General features: G+C 72.3%; 17 protein-coding genes and 1 pseudogene. 10 read left to right on the top strand and 8 right to left on the bottom strand.

All coding sequences use genetic code 11. The features are described 5' to 3' along the window. Window positions 1-2 precede the first annotated feature (2 nt). From ACPXCB_RS13640 to dnaA, 5 genes are all read right to left on the bottom strand, one after another. Complete coding sequence (locus ACPXCB_RS13640) at window positions 3-614, bottom strand: DUF721 domain-containing protein (RefSeq protein WP_425875336.1); 612 nt, start codon at window positions 612-614, stop codon at window positions 3-5. Then, entirely contained in the window at window positions 604-1737 is a 1134-nt protein-coding gene (gene recF / locus ACPXCB_RS13635) for a DNA replication/repair protein RecF (RefSeq protein ID WP_425875334.1), read from the bottom strand. The genes ACPXCB_RS13640 and recF overlap by 11 nt, the downstream gene beginning before the upstream one ends. Before the next feature lie 17 nt (window positions 1738-1754). After that, on the bottom strand, window positions 1755-2627 hold the full coding sequence (gene gnd, locus ACPXCB_RS13630) for a phosphogluconate dehydrogenase (NAD(+)-dependent, decarboxylating) (protein ID WP_132235451.1): 873 nt from the start codon (window positions 2625-2627) through the stop codon (window positions 1755-1757). Window positions 2628-2665: 38 nt separating this feature from the next. Then, window positions 2666-3799, bottom strand: a complete 1134-nt coding sequence (gene dnaN, locus ACPXCB_RS13625) for a DNA polymerase III subunit beta (protein ID WP_425875332.1) — start codon at window positions 3797-3799, stop codon at window positions 2666-2668. A gap of 760 nt (window positions 3800-4559) precedes the next feature. Then, window positions 4560-6365, bottom strand: coding sequence for a chromosomal replication initiator protein DnaA (gene dnaA, locus ACPXCB_RS13620; RefSeq protein WP_425875495.1), 1806 nt, complete (start codon window positions 6363-6365; stop codon window positions 4560-4562). Window positions 6366-7027: 662 nt separating this feature from the next. On the opposite strand from dnaA, the gene rpmH reads away from it, so the two are divergent. The 9 genes and pseudogenes from rpmH to ACPXCB_RS13575 all read left to right on the top strand — a co-directional run. Then, window positions 7028-7165, top strand: a complete 138-nt coding sequence (gene rpmH / locus ACPXCB_RS13615; protein WP_088959667.1) for a 50S ribosomal protein L34 — start codon at window positions 7028-7030, stop codon at window positions 7163-7165. Between the two features lie 35 nt (window positions 7166-7200). Continuing rightward, window positions 7201-7617: a ribonuclease P protein component gene (gene rnpA / locus ACPXCB_RS13610; protein ID WP_425875330.1), complete on the top strand. Its 417-nt coding sequence runs from the start codon at window positions 7201-7203 to the stop codon at window positions 7615-7617. A gap of 44 nt (window positions 7618-7661) precedes the next feature. Further along, entirely contained in the window at window positions 7662-7901 is a 240-nt protein-coding gene (gene yidD, locus ACPXCB_RS13605) for a membrane protein insertion efficiency factor YidD (protein ID WP_207914193.1), read from the top strand. 3 nt (window positions 7902-7904) lie between these two features. Continuing rightward, window positions 7905-8891 carry a membrane protein insertase YidC gene (yidC, locus tag ACPXCB_RS13600; RefSeq protein WP_132235461.1) on the top strand — a complete coding sequence of 329 codons (987 nt, stop codon included), beginning with the start codon at window positions 7905-7907 and terminating at the stop codon, window positions 8889-8891. Window positions 8892-9105: 214 nt separating this feature from the next. Further along, window positions 9106-9696 (top strand): protein jag, encoded by a 591-nt coding sequence (locus ACPXCB_RS13595; protein ID WP_425875328.1) that lies wholly within the window; start codon window positions 9106-9108, stop codon window positions 9694-9696. Between the two features lie 292 nt (window positions 9697-9988). Continuing rightward, complete coding sequence (gene rsmG / locus ACPXCB_RS13590; protein WP_425875493.1) at window positions 9989-10708, top strand: 16S rRNA (guanine(527)-N(7))-methyltransferase RsmG; 720 nt, start codon at window positions 9989-9991, stop codon at window positions 10706-10708. 277 nt (window positions 10709-10985) lie between these two features. After that, on the top strand, window positions 10986-12290 hold the full coding sequence (locus ACPXCB_RS13585) for an AAA family ATPase (protein WP_425875326.1): 1305 nt from the start codon (window positions 10986-10988) through the stop codon (window positions 12288-12290). 27 nt (window positions 12291-12317) lie between these two features. Continuing rightward, window positions 12318-13379, top strand: coding sequence for a ParB/RepB/Spo0J family partition protein (locus ACPXCB_RS13580; RefSeq protein ID WP_425875324.1), 1062 nt, complete (start codon window positions 12318-12320; stop codon window positions 13377-13379). A 1631-nt stretch (window positions 13380-15010) separates the two neighbouring features. Beyond that, window positions 15011-15754: pseudogene (locus ACPXCB_RS13575) on the top strand (hypothetical protein); the annotation flags it as partial. Window positions 15755-15878: 124 nt separating this feature from the next. Here the strand turns inward: ACPXCB_RS13575 and ACPXCB_RS13570 are convergent. Both ACPXCB_RS13570 and ACPXCB_RS13565 read right to left on the bottom strand, forming a co-directional pair. Then, a complete protein-coding gene (locus ACPXCB_RS13570) occupies window positions 15879-16877 on the bottom strand; it encodes a D-alanine--D-alanine ligase family protein (protein WP_425875322.1) in 999 nt (332 codons plus the stop codon). Between the two features lie 7 nt (window positions 16878-16884). Further along, entirely contained in the window at window positions 16885-18198 is a 1314-nt protein-coding gene (locus ACPXCB_RS13565; RefSeq protein WP_425875320.1) for a PLP-dependent aminotransferase family protein, read from the bottom strand. Window positions 18199-18491: 293 nt separating this feature from the next. Between ACPXCB_RS13565 and ACPXCB_RS13560 the strand changes: the two genes are divergently transcribed. Next, complete coding sequence (locus tag ACPXCB_RS13560) at window positions 18492-19157, top strand: GNAT family N-acetyltransferase (RefSeq protein WP_132235474.1); 666 nt, start codon at window positions 18492-18494, stop codon at window positions 19155-19157. Window positions 19158-19215: 58 nt separating this feature from the next. Here ACPXCB_RS13560 and ACPXCB_RS13555 read toward each other — a convergent pair whose 3' ends face one another. Continuing rightward, window positions 19216-20379 carry an N-acetylmuramoyl-L-alanine amidase gene (locus ACPXCB_RS13555; RefSeq protein WP_425875318.1) on the bottom strand — a complete coding sequence of 388 codons (1164 nt, stop codon included), beginning with the start codon at window positions 20377-20379 and terminating at the stop codon, window positions 19216-19218. Window positions 20380-20402 lie beyond the last annotated feature (23 nt).

Here is a 20402-nt window from a genome sequence, read left to right as displayed (position 1 = left end):
CGTCAGCCGTAGGTGTCCCGCGGGCCGCGGCCACGGACCCGGCGCGGGCCCTTCGACCAGGAGGGCGCTGCCGGGCCGTGGATGTGCAGCTTGCGCACCACGTTGTGGCCGACCTCGCTGGCGATCTGCTTGAGCAGCGAGCCGGCCAGCAGCCGCAGCTGGGTGGCCCACGCGGTCGAGCGTGCCTCCACGGTCAGCTCGCCGTCCTCCAGCTTCACCGGCCGGCTGTGCTGGGCCACCTCCGGGCCCACCACCCGCTCCCAGGCGCCGAACACCGTCGCCTCGGCCGCCGGCTGCTGCCAGCCACGCGCCTTGACGAGCCGGTTGAGCACCGCGCCGAGCAGCTGCGGATCGCGCGGGTCCGGCCCGGGGCCGGAGTATCCGCGCAGCCGCCGCTGGCCGCCCTCGCCGTCGCCCCCGCCGGGGGTGCGCCGACGTGTGCGGGCCGCCGACTCCCGGCGGGCGCGCGCCGCGTCCAGCACGGCCCGCGCCAGCTCCGGGCCGCTCGCCCCGGCCGCCGCGTCGCCGGCCGCCGCGCTGCCGGAGTCGCCGCCGGTCGTTCCGCCGCCACGGCCCGGGCCGAGCCGGGCCGGCGGAAGCTGCTCATCCGGCACGTCGCACCGTCCCCTCGCCCACGGCGTACCGGGCGCCGCGCAGGGACACCGGCACGTCCTCGTCGACCGCGCAGGTCACCAGCAGCTGACTCGCCCCGCCGACCAGCTCCGCCAGCCGCTCCCGCCGCCCGGCGTCCAGCTCGGCGAAGACGTCGTCGAGCACCAGCACCGGCTCGATGCCGTCGGAGCGGAGCAGGTCGTAGGCGGCGAGCCGCAGCGCCAGGGCGTACGACCAGGACTCGCCGTGGCTCGCGTACCCCTTGGCGGGCAGCGGGCCCAGCGTCAGCGCCAGCTCGTCGCGGTGCGGGCCGACCAGGGTGGTGCCCCGCTCCACCTCGGCGGAGCGGGACTCGACGAGCGCGGCGGTCAGCGCCGCCGCCAGGCCCTCCCGGTCGGTGGTGGGCTCCGCCAGTTCCACCGACGGCCGGTACGCGATCCCGGCGGCCCCCCGTCCCGCCGCGACAGCGTCGTACGCCTTCGTCACGTGCGGGCCCAGCGCGGCGACCAGCTCCAGCCGGCCGGCGAGCAGCTCGGCGCCGTGTCGGGCCAGGTGGGTGTCCCAGACCGCGAGGGTCGACAGGTCCCCGCCCCGCGACCCACCCGTCTTGCGGGCCAGGTACGCGGTGCGCAGCAACGCGTTGCGCTGCTTGACCACCCGCTCGTAGTCGGCCCGCACCCCGGCGTACCGGGGCTGACGGCTGACCAGCAGGTCGTCGAGGTAGCGGCGGCGCTCGGCCGGGTCGCCCCGGACGAGTTCCAGGTCCTCCGGGGCGAACAGCACGAGCCGGAGCGCGCCGAGGACGTCCCGCGCCCGGCGGGCCGGCGACCGCCCGAGCCGGGCCCGGTTGGCCTTGCCCGGAACGATCTCCAGCTCGACCAGCAGCTCGCGCCCCTCGTGCACGACCGCGCAGCGGATCACCGCCGAGGAGGCGCCCATCCGGACAAGGGGGGCGTCCGTGGCGACCCGGTGCGAATCCAGGGTCGCCACGTAGCCCAGCGCCTCGACCAGGTTCGTCTTGCCGACGCCGTTGGCGCCGATCAGGACGTTCGCCCCCGGCTCCAGGTCCACGCCGACCCGCTCGTACGAGCGGAAGTCGACCAGTTCGAGCCGGCGAACGTACACAGGCGCGGGAATTCCGGTCAGCGCTTGCGGACGGCGTGCCCGCCGAACTGCTGGCGCAGCGCGGCGACGGCCTTCATGGCAGGCGAGTCGTCCTGGCGGGAGGCGAAGCGGGCGAAGAGCGAGGCGGTGATCACGTTCAGCGGCACGGCCAGCCGGACCGCCTCGTCGACCGTCCAGCGGCCCTCGCCCGTGTCCTCCGTGTAGCCGCTCAGCTCGGCCAGCTCCGGGTCCTCGTCGAGGGCCCGGTCCAGCAGGTCGAGCAGCCACGAGCGGACCACGGTGCCCTCGCGCCAGGACTTGAACACCCCCGGCACGTTGGTGACCAGCTCGGACTTGGCCAGCAGCTCGTAGCCCTCGGCGTAGGCGTGCATCAGGCCGTACTCGATGCCGTTGTGCACCATCTTGGCGTAGTGCCCGGCGCCGACCGGCCCGGCGTGCACGAAGCCGAACTCGCCCTCCGGCTTCAGCGACTCGAAGATCGGCATGAGCCGGTCGACGTGCTCCTGGGCGCCGCCGACCATCAGCGCGTAGCCGTTCTGCCGGCCCCAGACGCCGCCGGAGACGCCGGCGTCGAGGTAGCCGATGCCGCGCTCGTTCAGCCGCTCGGCGCGGGGCGCGTCGTCGCTGAAGCGGGAGTTGCCACCGTCGATGATGATGTCGCCCTCGCCGAGGACGTCGGCGAGTTCGTCGATGGTCGCGTCGGTGACGCCGGCGGGGACCATGACCCAGATCGCGCGGGGCGACTCCAGCTTCTCCGCCAGCTCCGCCAGGGTCGCGACATCGCTCAGCTCCGCGTTGTGGTCGAAGCCGACCACCTCGTGCCCGGCGGCGCGCAACCGCTCGCGCATGTTGCCGCCCATCCGGCCGAGCCCTACCAGGCCGAGCTGCATGTGTTCCTACCTCCGTGCGTCGGGGTCTTCGGGTGCGATCAGCGGGAAACGCGAATCGGCATGATGAGGTACCGGTACCCGGGGATGACCTCGCCATCCTCGCCGGCGGGCGAAATCACCGCGGGCTTGAAGGCGTCGACGAACGAGAGCACGGCGAACTGGGCCCCCAGGTTGGTCAGGCCGTCGATCAGGTACTGGGGGTTGAAGCCGATGGTCAGCGGGTCGCCGGTGAAGGTGGCCTCCATGGCCTCGCTGGCCCGCGCCTCCTCGGTGCCGCCGGCCTCGACCACCAGGCCGTCGGTGCTGAAGCTGAGCAGCACGGGGGTGGTCCGCTCGGCCACCAGGGCGACGCGCTTGACGACCTCGATCAGGGTGCTGACGGGCACCCGCGCCTCGGCGTTGTGGCTGGCCGGGAAGAGCGAGCGCACCGGCGGGTAGTTCGCGCCGTCGAGCAGCCGGCTGGTGGTGCGCCGGGTGCCGCCGGCGAAACCGATCATTCCCTCGCCGGCCGCGCCCTGGGAGAGCGCCATGACGACCTGGCCGCCGATCGGGCCGAGGGCCTTGGCGGTGTCGTGCAGGGTCCGGGCCGGCACGAGGGCGTTGACGCTCACCTCGGGGTCGTCCGGGTTCCACTGCATTTCGCGCAGGGCCAGCCGGTAGCGGTCGGTGGCGAGCATGGCCAGCGTGCCGCCGGAGAGCTCGATGCGTACGCCGGTCATCATCGGCAGCGTCTCGTCGCGCCCGGCGGCGATGGCCACCTGTGCGACCGCGGCGGCGAAGGCAGCGGCGTCGACGGTGCCGGTGCTCTCCGGCATCTCCGGCAGGGACGGGTAGTCCTCGACCGGCATGGTGGGCAGGGTGAACCGGGCGCTGCCGCAGACCAGCTCGAGGTGCGCGCCGACGGCGGCGATGTCCACCGGCTTGGCGGGCAGTGCCTTGGTGATCTCGGCCAGCAGCCGGCCGGAGACCAGGGCGGCGCCGTCGGCGTCCCCCTGCACCTCGACGGTCACCTGGCTGGAGACCTCGTAGTCGAAGCCCGAAACCTGCAGGTTGCCGTCGGTGACGCGCAGCATCACGCCGGCGAGCACCGGTACGGACGGCCGGTTGGGCAGGCTTTTCGCGGTCCAGGCCACGGCCTCGGCGAGCGCGTCGCGCTCCACTCGGAACTTCATCAATGCCTCCGCGTCGACGTCAGCGACAACTCTCTCATGCCGACCGCTGCCTACCGACCCGCCTGTCCGTGCGGGTACCCATCGCACCTTAGGGCGCGTGGGCATCGGCTGTGCGCCCGACCCCGTGGACTTCTGGTGCCGGGAGGCCGTCCACGACGGCGTTCCGGCCTATCCACAGGAAGTCCAACGGTGATGATTGGTTTTTGTTCTCTTAGAAGAGATAACTCGTCATCTTCATCGCACCTGTGCAAACTGTGGAGAACCCGCGTCTGCGCAGCTCAGACACGTTATCCACCGGTGGTTTACCTGTGGAGAACCCGGGGTAAAACCCGCCTCCCCGTCCACAGGCTGCCGGCGCCCCCAGGTTGTCCACCGTCGTCCACCGGTTATCCACCGGTTATCCACCGACTTTCTCCCCAGACCTGTGGACAGACGGAAGCCGCGCCGACGGCGTCATCCCCAGAACCTTCAACAGGTTTCCCACAGGCCGACCGTCGTCGGTGGACAACCACCCGGTTGTCCCCAGGCGTCCACAGGTCGTCCCCAGGGTTTTTCCACAACCTGTGGGTAACCGGGGCGTGGACGGACCGTAGTTTCCCACAGGCTGTGGACAACGAGATGTGGACAACGATCCGGACGGTGGACGGTCACGGCTCAGATGGTGTGGCCTAGACCATGTCGAGGGTCAAGCCGGGACGGCTGTGGACGACGAAAAAGCGCCCGACCGATGGTCCGGTCGGGCGCGTCCGTGAGCCGTCGCTCAGGTGTTCTGCTTGATCCGGTTGGTCAGCTCGGCGATCTGGTTGTAGAGCGACCGGCGCTCGGCCATCTGCTGACGGATCTTGCGGTCGGCGTGCATGACCGTCGTGTGGTCCCGGCCGCCGAAGGCCTGCCCGATGCGGGGCAGCGACAGGTCCGTCAGCTCCCGGCACAGGTACATGGCCACCTGGCGGGCGTTCACCAGCACCCGGGAGCGGGAGTGGCCGCGCAGGTCCTCCAGGCTCACCCCGAAGTAGTCGGCGGTGGAGACCATGATCTGGTCTGCGGTGATCTCCGGCCCGGTGCCGTCCGGGATGAAGTCCCGCAGCACCTCCTCGGCCAGCGCCAACTCGACCGTCGAGCGGGTCAGGCTGGCGAACGCCGTCACCCGGATCAGCGCGCCCTCCAGCTCCCGGATCGAGTTCGACACCCGCGAGGCGATGAACTCCAGCACGTCCGGCGGGGCGTAGAGGCGCTCCTGCGCCGCCTTCTTCTGCAGGATCGCGATCCGGGTCTCCAGGTCCGGCGGCTGGATGTCGGCGAGCAGCCCCCACTCGAAGCGGGTACGCAGCCGGTCCTCCAGGGTCGCGAGCTGCTTCGGCGACCGGTCCGAGGTGATCACGATCTGCTTGTTGGCGTTGTGCAGGGTGTTGAACGTGTGGAAGAACTCCTCCTGCGTACGCTCGCGGTTCTCCAGGAACTGGATGTCGTCGATCAGCAGGATGTCGACGTCGCGGTAGCGCCGCTGGAACGCACTGGTCTTGTCGTCCCGGAGCGAGTTGATGAAGTCGTTGGTGAACTCCTCGGTCGAGACGTACCGGACCGAGCGCGCGTTGCCCAGCGTCGTGGCGTAGTGCCCGATGGCGTGCAGCAGGTGCGTCTTGCCCAGCCCCGAGCTGCCGTAGATGAACAGCGGGTTGTACGCCTTCGCCGGCGACTCGGCGACCGCGACGCTCGCCGCGTGGGCGAAGCGGTTGGACGAGCCGATGACGAACGTCTCGAACATGTACTTCGGGTTGAGCCGGTTGCCCCCGCCGTCGGCGCCGGGCATGCGGCGGTCGTCCCGGCCACCGGGCCGGTGATCCGCGCCACCCCGCCCGGGCCCGTTGTCGGTGCCGGTGTCGCGGGGCAGGGCCCGGATCACGTGCTGGTCCCGGGGGGAGACGGCGTCCTCGCGGTAGCGCGGCTCGTACCCCCGGGTGTCGGCGGCCGGCGGGTCCAGCCGGGCGGCCTGCTCGTCGTAGCCCCGGCGCTCGGACGGGTGCCGCGGCGGCGCCGACCGGTCGGGTCGCGGCGGCTCGGCGAAGGCGGTGCTGAACAGGGCCTCCTGCCCGTCCCGGTCGTCCGGCCGGTGCCCGTCGTCGTCCGGCGACGACGCGTCGGGCCGGCGCTGGGGGTGCGTCTGCTCGGGGATGAGCGGCGGCTGCCCGGCGTCGTGGGCCCTGCCGTCCCGCTGCCCGGGCATCCCGTCGTAGCCGGCGCCGGCGTAGCCGGGCTGCCCGCCGTCGTGGTCGGCCGGCCCCGGCTCGGGAACACTGCGGTAGACGGTCCCCGGCGGGCGGCCGGAACCGTCGTCGGGCACGCGTACGGTCACCGCGACCTGGATCGGCCTGCCCAGTCGGCGGGTGAGCGCCTCCGTGATCGCCGGGCGCAGGCGGGACTCGATCACGTCCCGGGTGAAGGCGTCCGGGACGGAGAGCAGCGCCGTGTCCTCGACGATGGCCCGCAGTCGGGTCAGCCGCAGGTACGCCCGCTGCTGCGCGGAGATGATCTCGTCGGCGAGTTCGTCGGTCGTTGCTGTCCACACCGCGGCAAGGTCTGTCGTACCGGTCACCGTCGTGCCACCCCCTCGCCTCTGCTCCGCCGACGCCGCCGTCTTCTCCGGTCGGCCGTCCCAAGCCCGCCGCGTACGCGCGGGTGGGAACGACACCCACCGGACGGCCGACCGGCCCTCGTCCACAAGTTATCCACAGCCTGTGTACGCACCGATTGTGGCCGCCCGCCGGACGCGGGTCGGACCTGCCCCCTGCCTGAACGGGCGCTGAAGCGGGTTCACCGTGCCGAACGATTCACTACCTTGTCCGGTCTTGCCCCGCCGGCGACGACCGGACCTTTCGACGCTGACCGCAATCGGGCACGGTAACAGCGTTGTCGGCGCGCCATCAACCGCCGACGCGCGGCGACCCTCGTCGACATCAGCGAGAACCGCCGCTCCGGCCACCGGGAGGGCCCGGTGTCCGCCCTGCTGAGGGTGTTTGACGGTGGTTGCCGCCCTGCGTAGGCTGGAACGGCTGCTCTCTCGCCCTCTGCTAGGGTGTTAGGTGCTTGCTGTCCGCGGTCGCTTCCCCGCATCGCCGAGGTTCCGCGCCACCGGGCAGCACCGATCGGGGGCCACCGCCGAGGTGGCCTGGACCACCACACGATCCCGGCGACCCCTCGCCCGGGGCGTACGAAAACGGAGAGCCTGACGTGAGCAAGCGCACCTACCAGCCGAACAACCGCCGGCGCGCGAAGACCCACGGCTTCCGGCTGCGCATGCGCACCCGTGCCGGCCGCGCCATCCTTTCGACCCGTCGCTCCAAGGGCCGCACCCGCCTGTCGGCCTGAGGCCGACCGGTCAGGTCCGGGGGACGTGGGCAGTCGTGCTGGCGGCCGCACAGCGACTGCGGCGCAGCACTGACTTCGCCGCAGCGGTCCGGGGTGGTCGACGCGCCGGCCGTGGCGCGGTCGTCGTCCACCTGAGTCTGCCGACAACCCCCGACGCCGCGACAGCAACCTCGCCGGAGCCGGCGCGGAGCAGCGGTGCGGAGCAACCCTCCGCACCGACCCGCGCCGGCTTCGTCGTGTCCAAGGCCGTCGGGAACGCCGTGGTCCGCAACCGGGTCCGGCGTCGCCTGCGGCACCTGGTCCGCGAGCGGCTGGCGGCTCTGCCCGCGGGAAGCACCCTGGTCGTACGCGCGCAGCCCGCCGCGGCCGACGCCTCGTACCCGCGACTCGGCGCCGACCTGGACGCGGCGATCGTCGCCGCGCAGGCGCCCCGCGGTCGGCGGTCCCGGTGACCAGCGGACCGGCCGGGCCCCGGCCGACGACGATCGGTGCCCGGGTGCTGAGCGGGCCCGTCATCGCGTACCGTCGGTGGATAAGTCCGGCTCTGCCGGCCCGCTGTCGGTTCTACCCGTCGTGCAGTGCCTACGCCCTGGAGGCGGTGGCGGTGCATGGCGCGATCCGGGGAGCTGGCCTGACGGCCCGGCGGCTGTTGCGCTGCCACCCCTTTCACCCAGGTGGACACGACCCGGTGCCGAAGCCGGGCGGCCGCCGCCGCGCCGATGTGACTGGAGCCTGAGAATTGAGTCTCGACTGGATCTACTACGCGATTTCGTGGATCCTGCTGGTCTGGCACGGGGCCTGGGACTTCGTCGGGGTGCCGGATCCGGCGGTGATCGGCACCAACTGGGCCTGGATCCTCGCCATCATCTTCCTGGTGGTCACCGTCCGGGTGATCCTCTTCCCCGTCTTCGTCAAGCAGATCAAGTCGCAGCGGGCGATGCAGGCGCTCCAGCCTCAGGTGAAGGCCCTGCAGGAGAAGCACAAGGGTGACCGGGAGACGCTCCAGAAAGAGATGATGGAGCTCTACCGGAAGGAAAAGGCCAACCCGCTCATGGGCTGCCTTCCGATGTTCCTCCAGATTCCCGTCTTCCTGGGCCTCTTCCACGTGCTCCGTCGGCTCAACCCGGACAAGAGCGAGGCCGGTAAGACCCTCTACGGCTGGACGATCAGCCAGTTCGAGAGCGCCTCGTCCGCGAAGCTCTTCACCGCCCCGATCGCCGGCAAGTTCGGCTCCACCGCCGAGGAGCTGACGCGGCTCGGTGCCAACGGCACCACCGTGAAGATCATTGCCGGAATCCTCGTCCTGGTGATGATGGGCACCACCTACCTCACCAGCCGTCAGATGATCCTGAAGACCGGCTGGGCCGAGGACCCGCAGCAGCGGATGATCCAGAAGCTGATGCTCTACGGCATCCCGCTGTCGCTGCTCATCTCCGGTGCCATCTTCCCCATCGGTGTGATCATCTACTGGGTTACCAACAACCTCTTCACCCTCGCGCAGCAGCAGTGGGTGCTGCGGAAGTTCCCGCCGCCGCCCACCGCCACCAGCAAGCCGGGCGCCTCGTCCCGCAACCCGGTGCAGCCGGCGAAGACGGGCGGCCTGCTGGGCCGCACCAAGTCGGCCCCCCCGGCCCCGGCCAAGCCGGTCGCGCCGAAGGTCGCCGGCCCCAAGCCGGGCGCCAAGCCGGTCAACCCCAAGAAGGGCCCCGCCAAGAGGCAGGGCTGAGGACATCCGGGCCGCCGTCGGGAGACCGGCGGCGGCCCGTTCCGCACCGCGCAGCCGCCGTACGGCCGGCGCCGGGCGGAACCGCCGCGCGCGGCGCGGCCACGGGTGAGACTGCCCGTACGACAGACGTGCCCGTGGGCACCGGCGACCTCCCGCCGGCCCCGGGAAACCAGCGGACCCGACGGTCCGGCCGAGCGAGTACGGAGATGAGACCGTGACCGACACCAGCACCCCCCGCGCCGACGAGTCCCTGGACGAGGAGGGAACCGAGCCGACCGCGGTGAACGGCGAGACCGAGGAGACCGACGAGGAGTCGGGCACCCGGGAGAAGAAGGTCGTCGGCGAGAGCGAGCTGTTCCGGCAGAGCGAGATCGCGGCCGACTACGTCGAGGGCCTGCTCGACATCCTCGACTACGACGGCGACATCGACGAGCTGGTCTCCGCCGGTCGCCCCGTCGTCGAGGTGGTCGGCGGCCGACTGCAGAACCTCGTCGGCCAGCGCGGCGCCACCCTGGAGGCGCTCCAGGAGCTCGCCCGGCTGGCTGTCTTCCGCCAGACCGGCACCCCGAGCCGGCTGCTGCTCGACGTCGGCGGCTACCGGGCGACCCGCCGCAAGGAACTCGCCGCCGTCGCCAAGAACGCCGTGGAGAAGGTCAAGGAGCACGGCGAGCCCGTGCGCCTGGAGCCGATGTCCGCGTTCGAGCGCAAGTGCGTGCACGACGTGGTCAACGCGATGAGCGGCGTGGAGAGCGAGTCCGAGGGCGTCGAGCCGAACCGGCGCATCATCGTCCGGCCGGCGGACTGACCGGGTGACCCACGACGACACCACGGCCGGTGCCGTGGACAGCCCGGGTGGCACGCCGCCCGGGCCGTCGCCTGTCCGGCCCGAGCCGACCGTGACTCCCGACGCCGCGCCGTCGACCGACGCCCCCGAGGACGCGCTGTCGACCGACGCCCCCGAGGACGCGCCGTCCTCGGCCGTCGCCCCTGAGGACGCGCCGTCCTCGGCCGTCGCCCCTGAGGACGCCCCGTCACCGACCGACGCAGCCGAGGCCGCCCCGTCCTCGGCCGTGGCGGCGGAGGGCGCTTCTCCGGCCGTGGCGGTGCTGCCGCCGGAGTTGGCCGGTGCGGCCCGCACCCTCTTTGGCGACCGCCTCGACCTGGCTGCCGCGTACGCCGAACTGCTCGCCACCGACGGCGTGCTTCGCGGCCTGATCGGCCCGCGTGAGGCGCCCCGGATCTGGGATCGCCACCTGCTCAACTGCGCGGCGGTCGCCGAGCGCATCCCGGAGGGCGCGACGGTGCTCGACGTCGGCTCCGGGGCCGGGCTGCCCGGTCTGGTGCTGGCCATCGCGCGACCCGACCTGACGGTGACCCTGATCGAACCGCTCTCCCGGCGCACCTCCTTCCTCATCGAGGCGGTGCAGCACCTCGGGCTGGCGAAGATGGTCCGGGTGTTCCGGGGGCGCGCCGACGAGGCGGCGTCCGGGTCGACGGGCATCGGACCGCTGAGCGGGGACGTGATCACCGCGCGCGCCGTCGCACCGCTCGACCGGCTCTCGACGTGGTGCCTGCCGCTGGCCGTGCGCGGCGGTCGGCTCATCGCCCTCAAGGGGGCGTCCGCCGCTGACGAGATCGCCGAGCACGCGCAGACCGTGGCCCGACTCGGTGGCGGTCAGCCCGAGGTGCACCGCTGCGGCGAGGGCGTGATCGATCCGCCGACGACGGTGGTGGAGATCGTGCGGGAGCGGATGATCGGACCGGCCCGGCCGAAGGCCGCGAAGAGCGCGCGGGGCGGCCGCTCCCGGCGGCGTTGAATCCCTCTCGGACACCCGCGCGGGATGTCCGCTCACCGGCTTCCCGGCCGGCGGTTGCGTCGTTGAACCGGTACGGGTGGACGGAAGGATGAGAACCCGACGTGGACCGGCCGCGCCCGTGAGCCGTAGGCTGGCTGTGCGTCGATAGTGTGGAGCGGGCGGCAACGGACGTTCACCGGTCCCGCCGCTCCCGCCGGGCCGTACGCTCCGCGGTGCGATCGCGTACGGCCAGTTGACGGGGTGCGGACCGACCATCCGAAGCGGGCAGGGATGACAGGTGCATGACGACGAAAGGTACGACGATCCACGCGTGACGGGGCCAGCGGGCGACCCCGTTTCACGTGAAACCGACTACCCGCGCCGGTCGCCCGACGGGCCGTCGATCCGGCCGCCCGACCGGGACGCGGCCGTTCGGCCGGGCGGCGCCGAGCCGGTCGTGCCGGAGCCTCCGGCGGCCCGCGCCACGCCCGACGTGCCACGAGCCGGCAATTCGGCCGGCGGTCGGGTGATGTCCGTTCGGCGCAACCCTTCGGCTGCGGCACGGTTCGAGTCCGCTGTGCCGCAGCAGCCCACCCCGGACTCCGTGCCGGACGCGACTCCCGAACCCGTTCCCGTCACTGACCCGTCCGCGCCCCCGGCGGGCTCCCCCGGAGCCGCAGCCGCCGAGGCCGCGTACGTTTCACGTGAAACCCCGACGCGCGAAGAGGATGACCCACCGTTGGCTATGGAGGCGATGCGCGCCGTGCAGATCCTTAATCCGAGTGGCGAGGTGACGATGCCTCGTCCGGAACGGACCCGGGTCATGTGCGTCGCGAACCAGAAGGGCGGCGTGGGAAAGACCACGACCACGGTGAACCTTGCGGTGGCGCTCGCCCTGCACGGCAACCGGGTGCTGGTGGTCGACCTGGACCCGCAAGGGAACGCCTCCACCGGGCTGAACGTCCCGCACCACACCGGTGTGCCGGACGTCTACGACTGCCTCATCAACAGCGTGCCGCTAGAGGAGGTCGCCCAGGGCGTCGAGGGGATCCCCAACCTCTGGTGCGTACCGGCGACGATCGACCTCGCCGGCGCGGAGATCGAGCTGGTGTCGGTGGTCGCCCGCGAGTCCCGGCTGGTCCGGGCGATCGCCGCCTACCCCGGCCACTTCGACTACGTCTTCATCGACTGCCCGCCCTCGCTCGGCCTGCTCACGGTCAACGCGCTCGTGGCCGCGCAGGAGGTGCTCATCCCGATCCAGTGCGAGTACTACGCGCTGGAGGGGCTGAACCAGCTGATCAACAACATCAACCTGGTTCGCCAGCACCTGAACCCGAAGCTCGACGTCTCCACCATCCTGCTCACCATGTACGACCGGCGTACCCGGCTGGCCGACGCCGTCGAGCAGGACGTGCGGAACCACTTCGGCGACAAGGTGCTCCAGGCGGTCATCCCCCGCAACGTCCGCGTCTCGGAGGCACCCAGCTACGGCCAGTCGGTGATGACCTACGATCCGGGATCGCGGGGGGCGACGAGCTACTTCGAAGCCGCCCAGGAGATCGCCGAGCGTGGCGTCAAGGAGCCGGTGGGCCGGAATGCGTAGTGCGGAACAGTCGCTGGGAGGCGTGGCATGAAGAACCGTCCTCGGGGCGGCCTGGGGCGAGGCCTGGGGGCGCTCATCCCGACCGGGCCGGCGCCGACCGCCGTAGTTGAGCCGACCACGGCAGAGGAGTCGCCAGCTCCCGTGGAGGCGGCTGCTGACACTGCCGCGGCTGCCCCGGCGGGACCGGTGCCGACCGGCCCGGCGCCGGCCGTGGCGCTCCCACCGGTGGTGGCGCAGCCCGAGCCGCAGCCCGAGCTCAGCCCGGTGCCGGGTGCCCGGTTCGCCGAGATCCCGGTCGACGCCATCGTGCCGAACCCGAAGCAGCCGCGCCAGGTCTTCGACGAGGACGCCCTGGAGGAGCTGAAGACCTCCATCCAGGAGGTCGGCTTCCTCCAGCCGATCGTCGTACGACAGCTCGACGCCGAGAAGTACGAGCTCGTCATGGGTGAGCGGCGCTGGCGAGCCGCGCAGGCCGTCGGACGGGAGAACATCCCGGCGATCGTCCGGGACACCCACGATGACGCCATGCTCCGGGACGCGTTGCTGGAAAACATCCATCGGGCGAATCTCAACCCGCTGGAGGAGGCGGCCGCGTACCAGCAGCTGCTGGACGAGTTTGGCGCCACCCACGAGGAGCTCGCCCGGCGCATCGGGCGGAGCCGGCCGCAGATTTCGAACACCATCCGGCTGCTGAATCTGCCCGCGCAGGTCCAGACGCGGGTCGCCGCAGGCATCCTCTCCGCCGGACACGCCCGTGCGCTGCTGAGCCTCGACGAGGCCGAGGCGCAGGAGCAGCTCGCGCGCCGGATCGTCGCCGAGGGGATCTCGGTCCGCGCGACCGAGGAGATCGTCGCGCTGGCCCTGAGCGACGGTACGAGCAAGAAGGAGACGGCCAAGCGTCGTCCGAAGCCGCACGCTCCCGCCCTGACGGATCTGGCCGACCGCCTTTCCGACCGGTTCGACACCCGCGTGAAGGTGGACATCGGCCGGAGCAAGGGCAAGATCACCATCGAGTTCGCGACGGTCGACGACTTGGAGCGGATCGTCGGCCTCATCGGCGTAGGCCAGGAGGAGGAGCCGGAGGCCTGATCCTCGATCGGCGCTCCTGCGGGACGACGCCGCGTTCGCGACGGGATCGGCTCGACGACCGGGCTCAGCTTCGTTGCGAATGGCACACTGCCGGCCGCGTGATCCCGGATCACGCGGCCGGCAGTGTGCTGCGGCTGACGAGATGCCGCTGCCGCCCAGAGCATCGCGTTCAGGAAATCCGGGCGGGCGACGGCGTTTCACGTGAAACTCGAGATCCGGGTCGGAGCGGTTCTTGAGCCGCCCCGACCGTTTCACGTGAAACCGGCCGGGCCTGTGATTGGCGAAGCGGCGGGCAGGCGGCAGGACCTTCGTCTGCCCGATCACGGGCATGACGTTGCGGCGCCGAAGCTCTCCATCCGGTCGGCAACGGACGGAGGCGGAGTCTTTGACCCCGGAGGAGCCTGACCGGATCCAGAACCGGGCCACGTTCCTCAGCGAGCGCGAGCCGGCAGTCGAGGAACACGCGGCCGCGTCACCGGCGGGCCTCGGTACCTGTTGCCGGCGCCTCAGTGCGTGCTGAGGGCATCAGCGCTGCCGATCGGTACTCAGCAGAGGGGGCCACTCGACGGGCCGCCCAGCGCCGCAAGAGGCTGGGGCCCGTCCGCCCTCGCTACCAAGACCGGCGCACAGCCACCCCGCTGACACGGGGAGACGCCCGATGCCCGTGTTGCCGATGGCCCTGCTTATCAGTGGTCCTCCTGGCTGTTCTGGTTGTCCCCGCATTCGCGGCGGTCTCGAGGCCGGTTAGGCCCCTCCTCGGTCTCCAGGCCTCTCCACTCTTCCCGCCCGGCAGCCGGACGCGTCCTGCGTCGAGTGTCAGTCAGCATCCACGTGGCCACGGCAACTGCGGGCACGCGTGGGCCGACGCTGCCACTGTCCACCGCGTTCGGACGGATGCTCGGCGGTTGCTGCTTGACCAATCAGCACCGGCCCATCCCTACCCTCCGTCCGCTCACCCCCTTCGCCCCCGGAATCCCTCCCGACCGGCTGCACACGCTGCACGGCTCCGCCGCACCGACCCGGCGCGGATGACCAACCGGTCCTGGTCCTCGCCGGACCAACGGGGCATCGCCGCTCGGTGCCTTCCCGCCGCAACACGCCGGCCCGTGCCTTCCGCTCGCCTGCCGCCCTGCGCGGCGTGGTCCATGGCGGCGCGGCACTGCCCGGGGTCCGGTGACTGTCGGGCCGCGGAAGCAGTGGACGGCTCCCGGTGATTCGCGCGGCCGACCTGAGACAGCGGAGACAAGATTCCGAATGCAACGGCGACGCCGGCCCACGGCGTTCAGCGGCGGCGGACGAGCGGCGGCGGACGAGCGATGACGGAACCCGCCCGGCGTGCCTCCGTTTCACGTGGAACCGACGAACTCCACCCCGGTGCAGGATCCGTGCTCGCCCGAAAAGTTATCCACAGCGGTTATCCACAGGCAGCCCCGTTTCACGTGAAACCCCGCGTGAAATGGGGTGGCAGCCTGTGGATGACGGCATGTGTCCGGCGTCTCATCAGCCTGTGGGCGCCTGTGGATAGCTGTGGACAGAGCCGCTGCCGGTTCTTCCGTCACGGCCGGACTGGGGCCGTCCGACCGCTCGTTCGGGTAGGGACAGCGGTGCCGGAACCGGTTAGTGTCAGCGTCGTGCACGACACCCCTCCCTCCGTTCCGGACTTCACCCAGTGGCCGTCCTTTCCCTTCGAGGGCGACCTTCGTGTCAAGCAGCTCGATGACCCGGTCCCGGTCGAGCCGCCGCGCAAGGGCGAGGGGAACCGGGATTGCACCGCCTGCAACGCCCCCGACGACGCCTACATCTGGGTGGGTGAGCGATGGCGGGTACGCGCCATGGACCGCCCTACCGGGCTGCCGATGGTGCTGATCCTGGAATCCCGCTCGCATCTCGACCTCGGCGACCTGCCGAATCTGCTCGCCGCCGAACTGGGGGTGATGACCGTACGGCTGGAGCGGGCCATCCGGTCCCTCGACGGGGTCGCCCGGGTGCACGTCAACCGTTGGGGCGACGGCTCGGCGCACCTGCACATGTGGTTCCTGGCCCGGCCCTACGGGCAGCTCCAGCTGCGGGGGACCTTCCTCTCCCTGTGGGACTCCATCCTGCCGCCCATCTCCGAGGCGCGGTGGCGGGAGAATCTCGCCATGGTTGCCGCCTGGCTGGCGGAGTTCGGGGGCCGTCCGCTGGCGGCGCCACCGCGCATCCAGTGGCAGGCCCCGTCCAGCTTCACCGGGCAGCCCCCGGCGGAAGACGTTCCGACGGAGGGCGAGGCGGTGTCCGTGATCGAGTCCGCCGAGGAGACCCCGCCGGCGCAGGAGCCGGAGGGCGAGGCGTCCTCCACGGACGCCGGACGGTCGGGCAGCCAGACGTAGAACCAGGGCGGCCACCTGAGGAAGTGCCTCCGGGTGGCCGCGCAGCCGATAGTGAGCGACGGGGCGACGGCCGGCGCCGACACCCCAGCGCCGAGCCTCCGCCCGCAAGGTGGGGCGGTGGACCGGTCGGTCAGGGGCGCCGGGCTGCGGCGCGGGCCACCAGAGTGCCGACCATCCTGCCGAAGTCCAGTCCGGCGGCCTGGACCGCGAGCGGCAGCAGCGAGGTCTCGGTCATCCCCGGCGAGACGTTGACCTCCAGCACGTGCGGCTGGCCGGCTGAGTCCACGATCAGGTCGACGCGGCTCAGGTCGCGCAGCCCCAGCGCGGTGTGCGCGGCCAGCGCGACGTCGGCCACGGCACCGGCCACCTCCGGCCCCAGCCGGGCGGGGGTGTGCCAGGTCGTCCGTCCGGCGGTGTAGCGGGCGGCGTAGTCGTACACCCCGTTGCGGGGCACGATCTCCACCGCGGGCAGGGCGCGCGGCCCGTCGCCCAGGTCGACCACCGAGACCGCCACGTCCATGCCGGGCACGTACCGCTCGACCAGCGCCGTGGGGTCGTACGCGAAGCAGCCGACCATCGCAGCCGGCAGGGACGCGGCGTCCCGGACCACGGCGGCGCCCAGCCCCGAACCGCCCTGGGCGGGCTTCACCATGAGCGGCAGCCCCAGCCGCTCGACGATCCGGTCCAGCACCGCCACGGCGCCCAGCTCGGAGAACCGGTCGTGCGGGAGGGCGACCCAGTCCGGGGTCGGGATGCCCGCCTCGCGGAGCACCGCCTTGGCCGAGGGCTTGTCCCAGGCGAGCCGGGAGGCGCGGGCGTCGCACCCCACGTACGGGATGCCGCAGAGGTCGAGCACGCCACGCAGCGACCCGTCCTCGCCGGTGGCGCCGTGCAGGGCGATCACGACGGCGTCCGGCGGGTCGGCGCTCAGGGCCGGCAGCAGCGCCACGTCGGCGTCCCGCAGCTCGGCGTCCATCCCGACCGCGCGCAGCGCGTCGAGCACCCGGCGCCCGGACCGCAGCGAGACGTCACGTTCGTAGGAGAGCCCGCCGGCGAGCACCAGTATCCGCAGGTCGGCGGTGACGGCGGAGTCGGTCACGACGGAACGGTCGGCAGCGGTGGGAACCATGCCGGAATCATGCCAAGTCGGGTCCCGGCGTGTCCGCGCCGGCCTGCCCGCGCCGTGCCCCGGGGCGGCCGACCGCACCGAACACCCGCCGCGTGGCGATGTCCTGCTCCATCACGCCGGCCAGCCGGCGCACGCCCTCGCGGATCCGCTCCGGGGACGGGAACGAGAAGTTGAGCCGCATGTTGCCGCTGCCGGTGCCGTCGGCGTAGAAGCCGGTGCCCGGGACGTACGCCACCCGGGCGGCGATGGCCCGGGGCATCATCGCCTTGGAGTCGAGGCCGTCGGGCAGGGTCGCCCAGACGAAGAGGCCGCCGCCCGGCGTCGTCCAGGTCGTGCCGGCGGGCATCAGGTCGTCCAGCGCGGCGAGCATCGCGTCGCGCCGTTCCCGGTAGACCTCGCGGTAGACCTTGAGCTGCTCCCGCCAGGGCATGGTGCCGAGGTAGGTGGAGACGGCGGCCTGCGCGTAGCCGCTCGGGCAGAGGATCTGCGCCTCGCTGGCGATGACGAGTTTGTCGCGGACGGCGTGCGGCGCGAGGATCCAGCCGACCCGCAGGCCCGGGGCGAAGGTCTTGGAGAAGGTGCTGAGGTAGAAGACCCCGTCGCGGCGCCGCGCGCGCAGCGGCGCCGGCGCGTCCCCCTCGAAACCCAGCTGACCGTACGGGTCGTCCTCGACCACCAGCAGACCGGCGCGCTCGCAGATGTCGAGCACCCGCTCCCGCCGCTGTTCGGTCAGCGTCACGCCGGTCGGGTTCTGGTAGGTCGGGATGGTGTAGAGGAACTTGACCCGCCGGCCGGCGCGCGCCTGCTCGGCGATGGCCGCCTCCAGTGCCTCCGGGACCAGCCCGTCGTCGTCCATCGGCACGTGCACGACCTGCGCCTGGGCGGCCTGGAACACCCCGAGGGCGCCGACGTAGGTCGGGCCCTCGGCGAGCACCACGTCCCCGGGGTCGAGGAAGAGCCGGGCCACCAGGTCGAGGGCCTGCTGCCCGCCCACGGTGACCACCACGTCGTCCGGGGAGGCGCCGCAGGCGGCGTCGATGCCGGAGAGCGCCATCACCTCGCAGATCCGCTCGCGCAGCTCCAGGGTGCCCTGGCCGATGCCGTACTGGAGGGTGGTGGCGCCGTGTTCGGCGCCGAGCCGGCCGAGCATCTCGCCGACCGCGTCGAGCGGCAGTGCCGCGATGTAGGGGGCGCCACCGGCGAGCGAGACCACCTCCGGCCGACTGGCCACCGCGAAGAGCGCGCGGATCTCCGAGGCGGTCATGCCCCGTACGCGGCGGGCGTACCGGTCGGTGTAGTCGTCGAGCGTCGTGCCGGTCATGACATCACCTCGATGGCTGCTCGGGTGGCTCCCGCCCCGGCGTACCCGGGACACCTGCGACCATGGCGACGCGGGACGCCGAGTGTCGATCCTAGTCGCCGTCTGCCAGGGGCGTAACCGCGAAGTGACCGGCGTCCACATCGCGGACCTCGGCCGGGGCCCCGGAAGGAGAGGCATCGCGCGTCCCCTCCCGCAGCGTCCGTTTGCGGCGTACGATCGCTCGTCGGGGGCAGGTAGGCGGTGTTGTCGTTCCGTGCCGGTCTCACCTCCGAGCCTAATGTGGGGATACACCAATGTCGCGACGTCTGGTCAGCTTGACCCTCGACACCCTGGAGGACCTGCCCCGCCCGTGCCGGCAGTGCGTCTACTGGGAGCTTGATCCGGTCTCGGCGGACCGGGCCTGCGCCGCGGGCGACCCGGGGCTGGAGAAGGAGGCCTGGGTCTCGCAGACGCTGCTGGAGTGGGGCTCCTGCGGCAAGCTCGTCTACGTCGACGGCATGCCGGCCGGCTTCGTCCTGTACGCCCCGCCGGCCTACGTGCCCCGCTCGATGGCCTTCCCCACCTCCCCGGTCTCCGCCGACGCCGCGCTGCTGATGACGGCCAACGTGGTGCCCGCCTTCGCCGGCGGCGGGCTGGGCCGGATGCTGGTCCAGGGCGTCGCCCGGGACCTCACCAAGCGCGGCATCAAGGCGATCGAGGCCTTCGGCGACGCCAAGTTCGGCGACGCGGCCGACCCCGCCGGCGCCTGCGTCGCCCCGGCCGACTTCTTCCTCTCCGTGGGCTTCAAGACGGTCCGCCCGCATCCGCGCTTCCCCCGCCTGCGGCTGGAGTTGCGTACCGCGTTGAGCTGGAAGTCCGACGTCGAGTACGCGCTGGAGAAGCTGCTCGGCTCGATGAGCCCCGAGACGCTGCTCCGCCCGGTCCGTCCGGCCCCGGCCACCCGCTCGACCGCCGGCTGACCCCGCGCCGGCGCGTCCGGCCCCGGCGGCGGATCCCGGTCGGGAGTCGGCAGGCGGCTCAGTCGACGACCGTGCCGGCGGCCACCACCGCCCGCAGTGCGCTCACGTCGATCGAGCCGGTGGGGACGTCGCGCTCGACGGGGAAGTACATGCGCTGCACGGCGGCGACGACGGCCTCCACCACCCTGTCCCGGAACCGGGGGTCGACCAGTCGGGCCCGGTCGGTGGGCGAGGTGAGGTAGCCGACCTCGACGCGTACGGCCGGCATCCGGGTCAGCCGGAGCAGGTCCCACGCCTTCGCGTGCGTACGGCAGTCGCGCAGCCCGGTGCGGGCGACGATCTCCCGCTGCACAAGCCCGGCCAGCCGCTCCCCGGTCGCCGAGGTCACCCCGTTGTCGGTGCCGTAGTGGTAGGTCGCCACCCCCTCGGCCGCCGGGTTGACGTGCTCGTCGACGTGCAGCGAGATGAACACGTCGGCGCCGAGCGAGTTGGCCAGCTCCGTCCGGTCGACGTCCGGCAGGCAGTCCTCCTGGGCGGGCCCACGGGTGAGCTGCACCCGGACGCCAGCGGCGGCGAGCCTGCCCTCCAACCGGCTGGCCAGGTCGTACACGAGGTCCGCCTCGGTCCACCGCAGCGACCCGTCCGGCACCACCACGCCCGGGTCGGTGCCCCCGTGCCCGGGGTCGATGACGACGGTCCGGCCCACCAGCGTCGGGCCGGACTGCCGGATGGCGTCGGACTCGCGCAGCCACTGCGGCCGCCCGCCGACGACCTTGCGGCCGAGCCGGCGCAGCGCGTTCATGGTGTGCGGGCCGCACGAGCCGTCGGGCGTCAGCCCGACCTCGCGCTGGAACTGGGCGATCGCCCGGGAGGTCCGTACGCCGTAGATGGCGTCCGCGCGCCCGACGTCGTAGCCCATCTCCAGCAGCCGCTCCTGGAGCGAGCGGACGTCCTCACCGGTGAGCGGCTCCGGAACGGCGTGGTAGAGCGTGCGGGCGCCTAGCCGCCAGCGGGCGGCGTCCAGGGCCCGCCAGGTCTCCGCACCGACCCGGCCGTCCACGCTGAGCCCACGCGACTGCTGGAAGGCCCGCACGGCCCGTTCGGTGTGCGAGTCGAACTCGTCGGCGCCCGGTGCCGTCGGGACGAGCAGGTCGAGGCCGGTCAGCACCGTACGGATCTCGGTCACCGCGGGTCCACGGTCACCGGGTCGGATCGGACGCACGCACGACCCCCTCTGCACGGACG

The organism is Micromonospora sp. DT62, from assembly GCF_049847285.1.
GTDB classification, from domain to species: domain Bacteria; phylum Actinomycetota; class Actinomycetes; order Mycobacteriales; family Micromonosporaceae; genus Micromonospora; species Micromonospora reichwaldensis.
The sequence above is the reverse complement of the archived record's forward strand: the minus strand, read 5'-3'. Positions and strand labels throughout refer to the sequence as shown.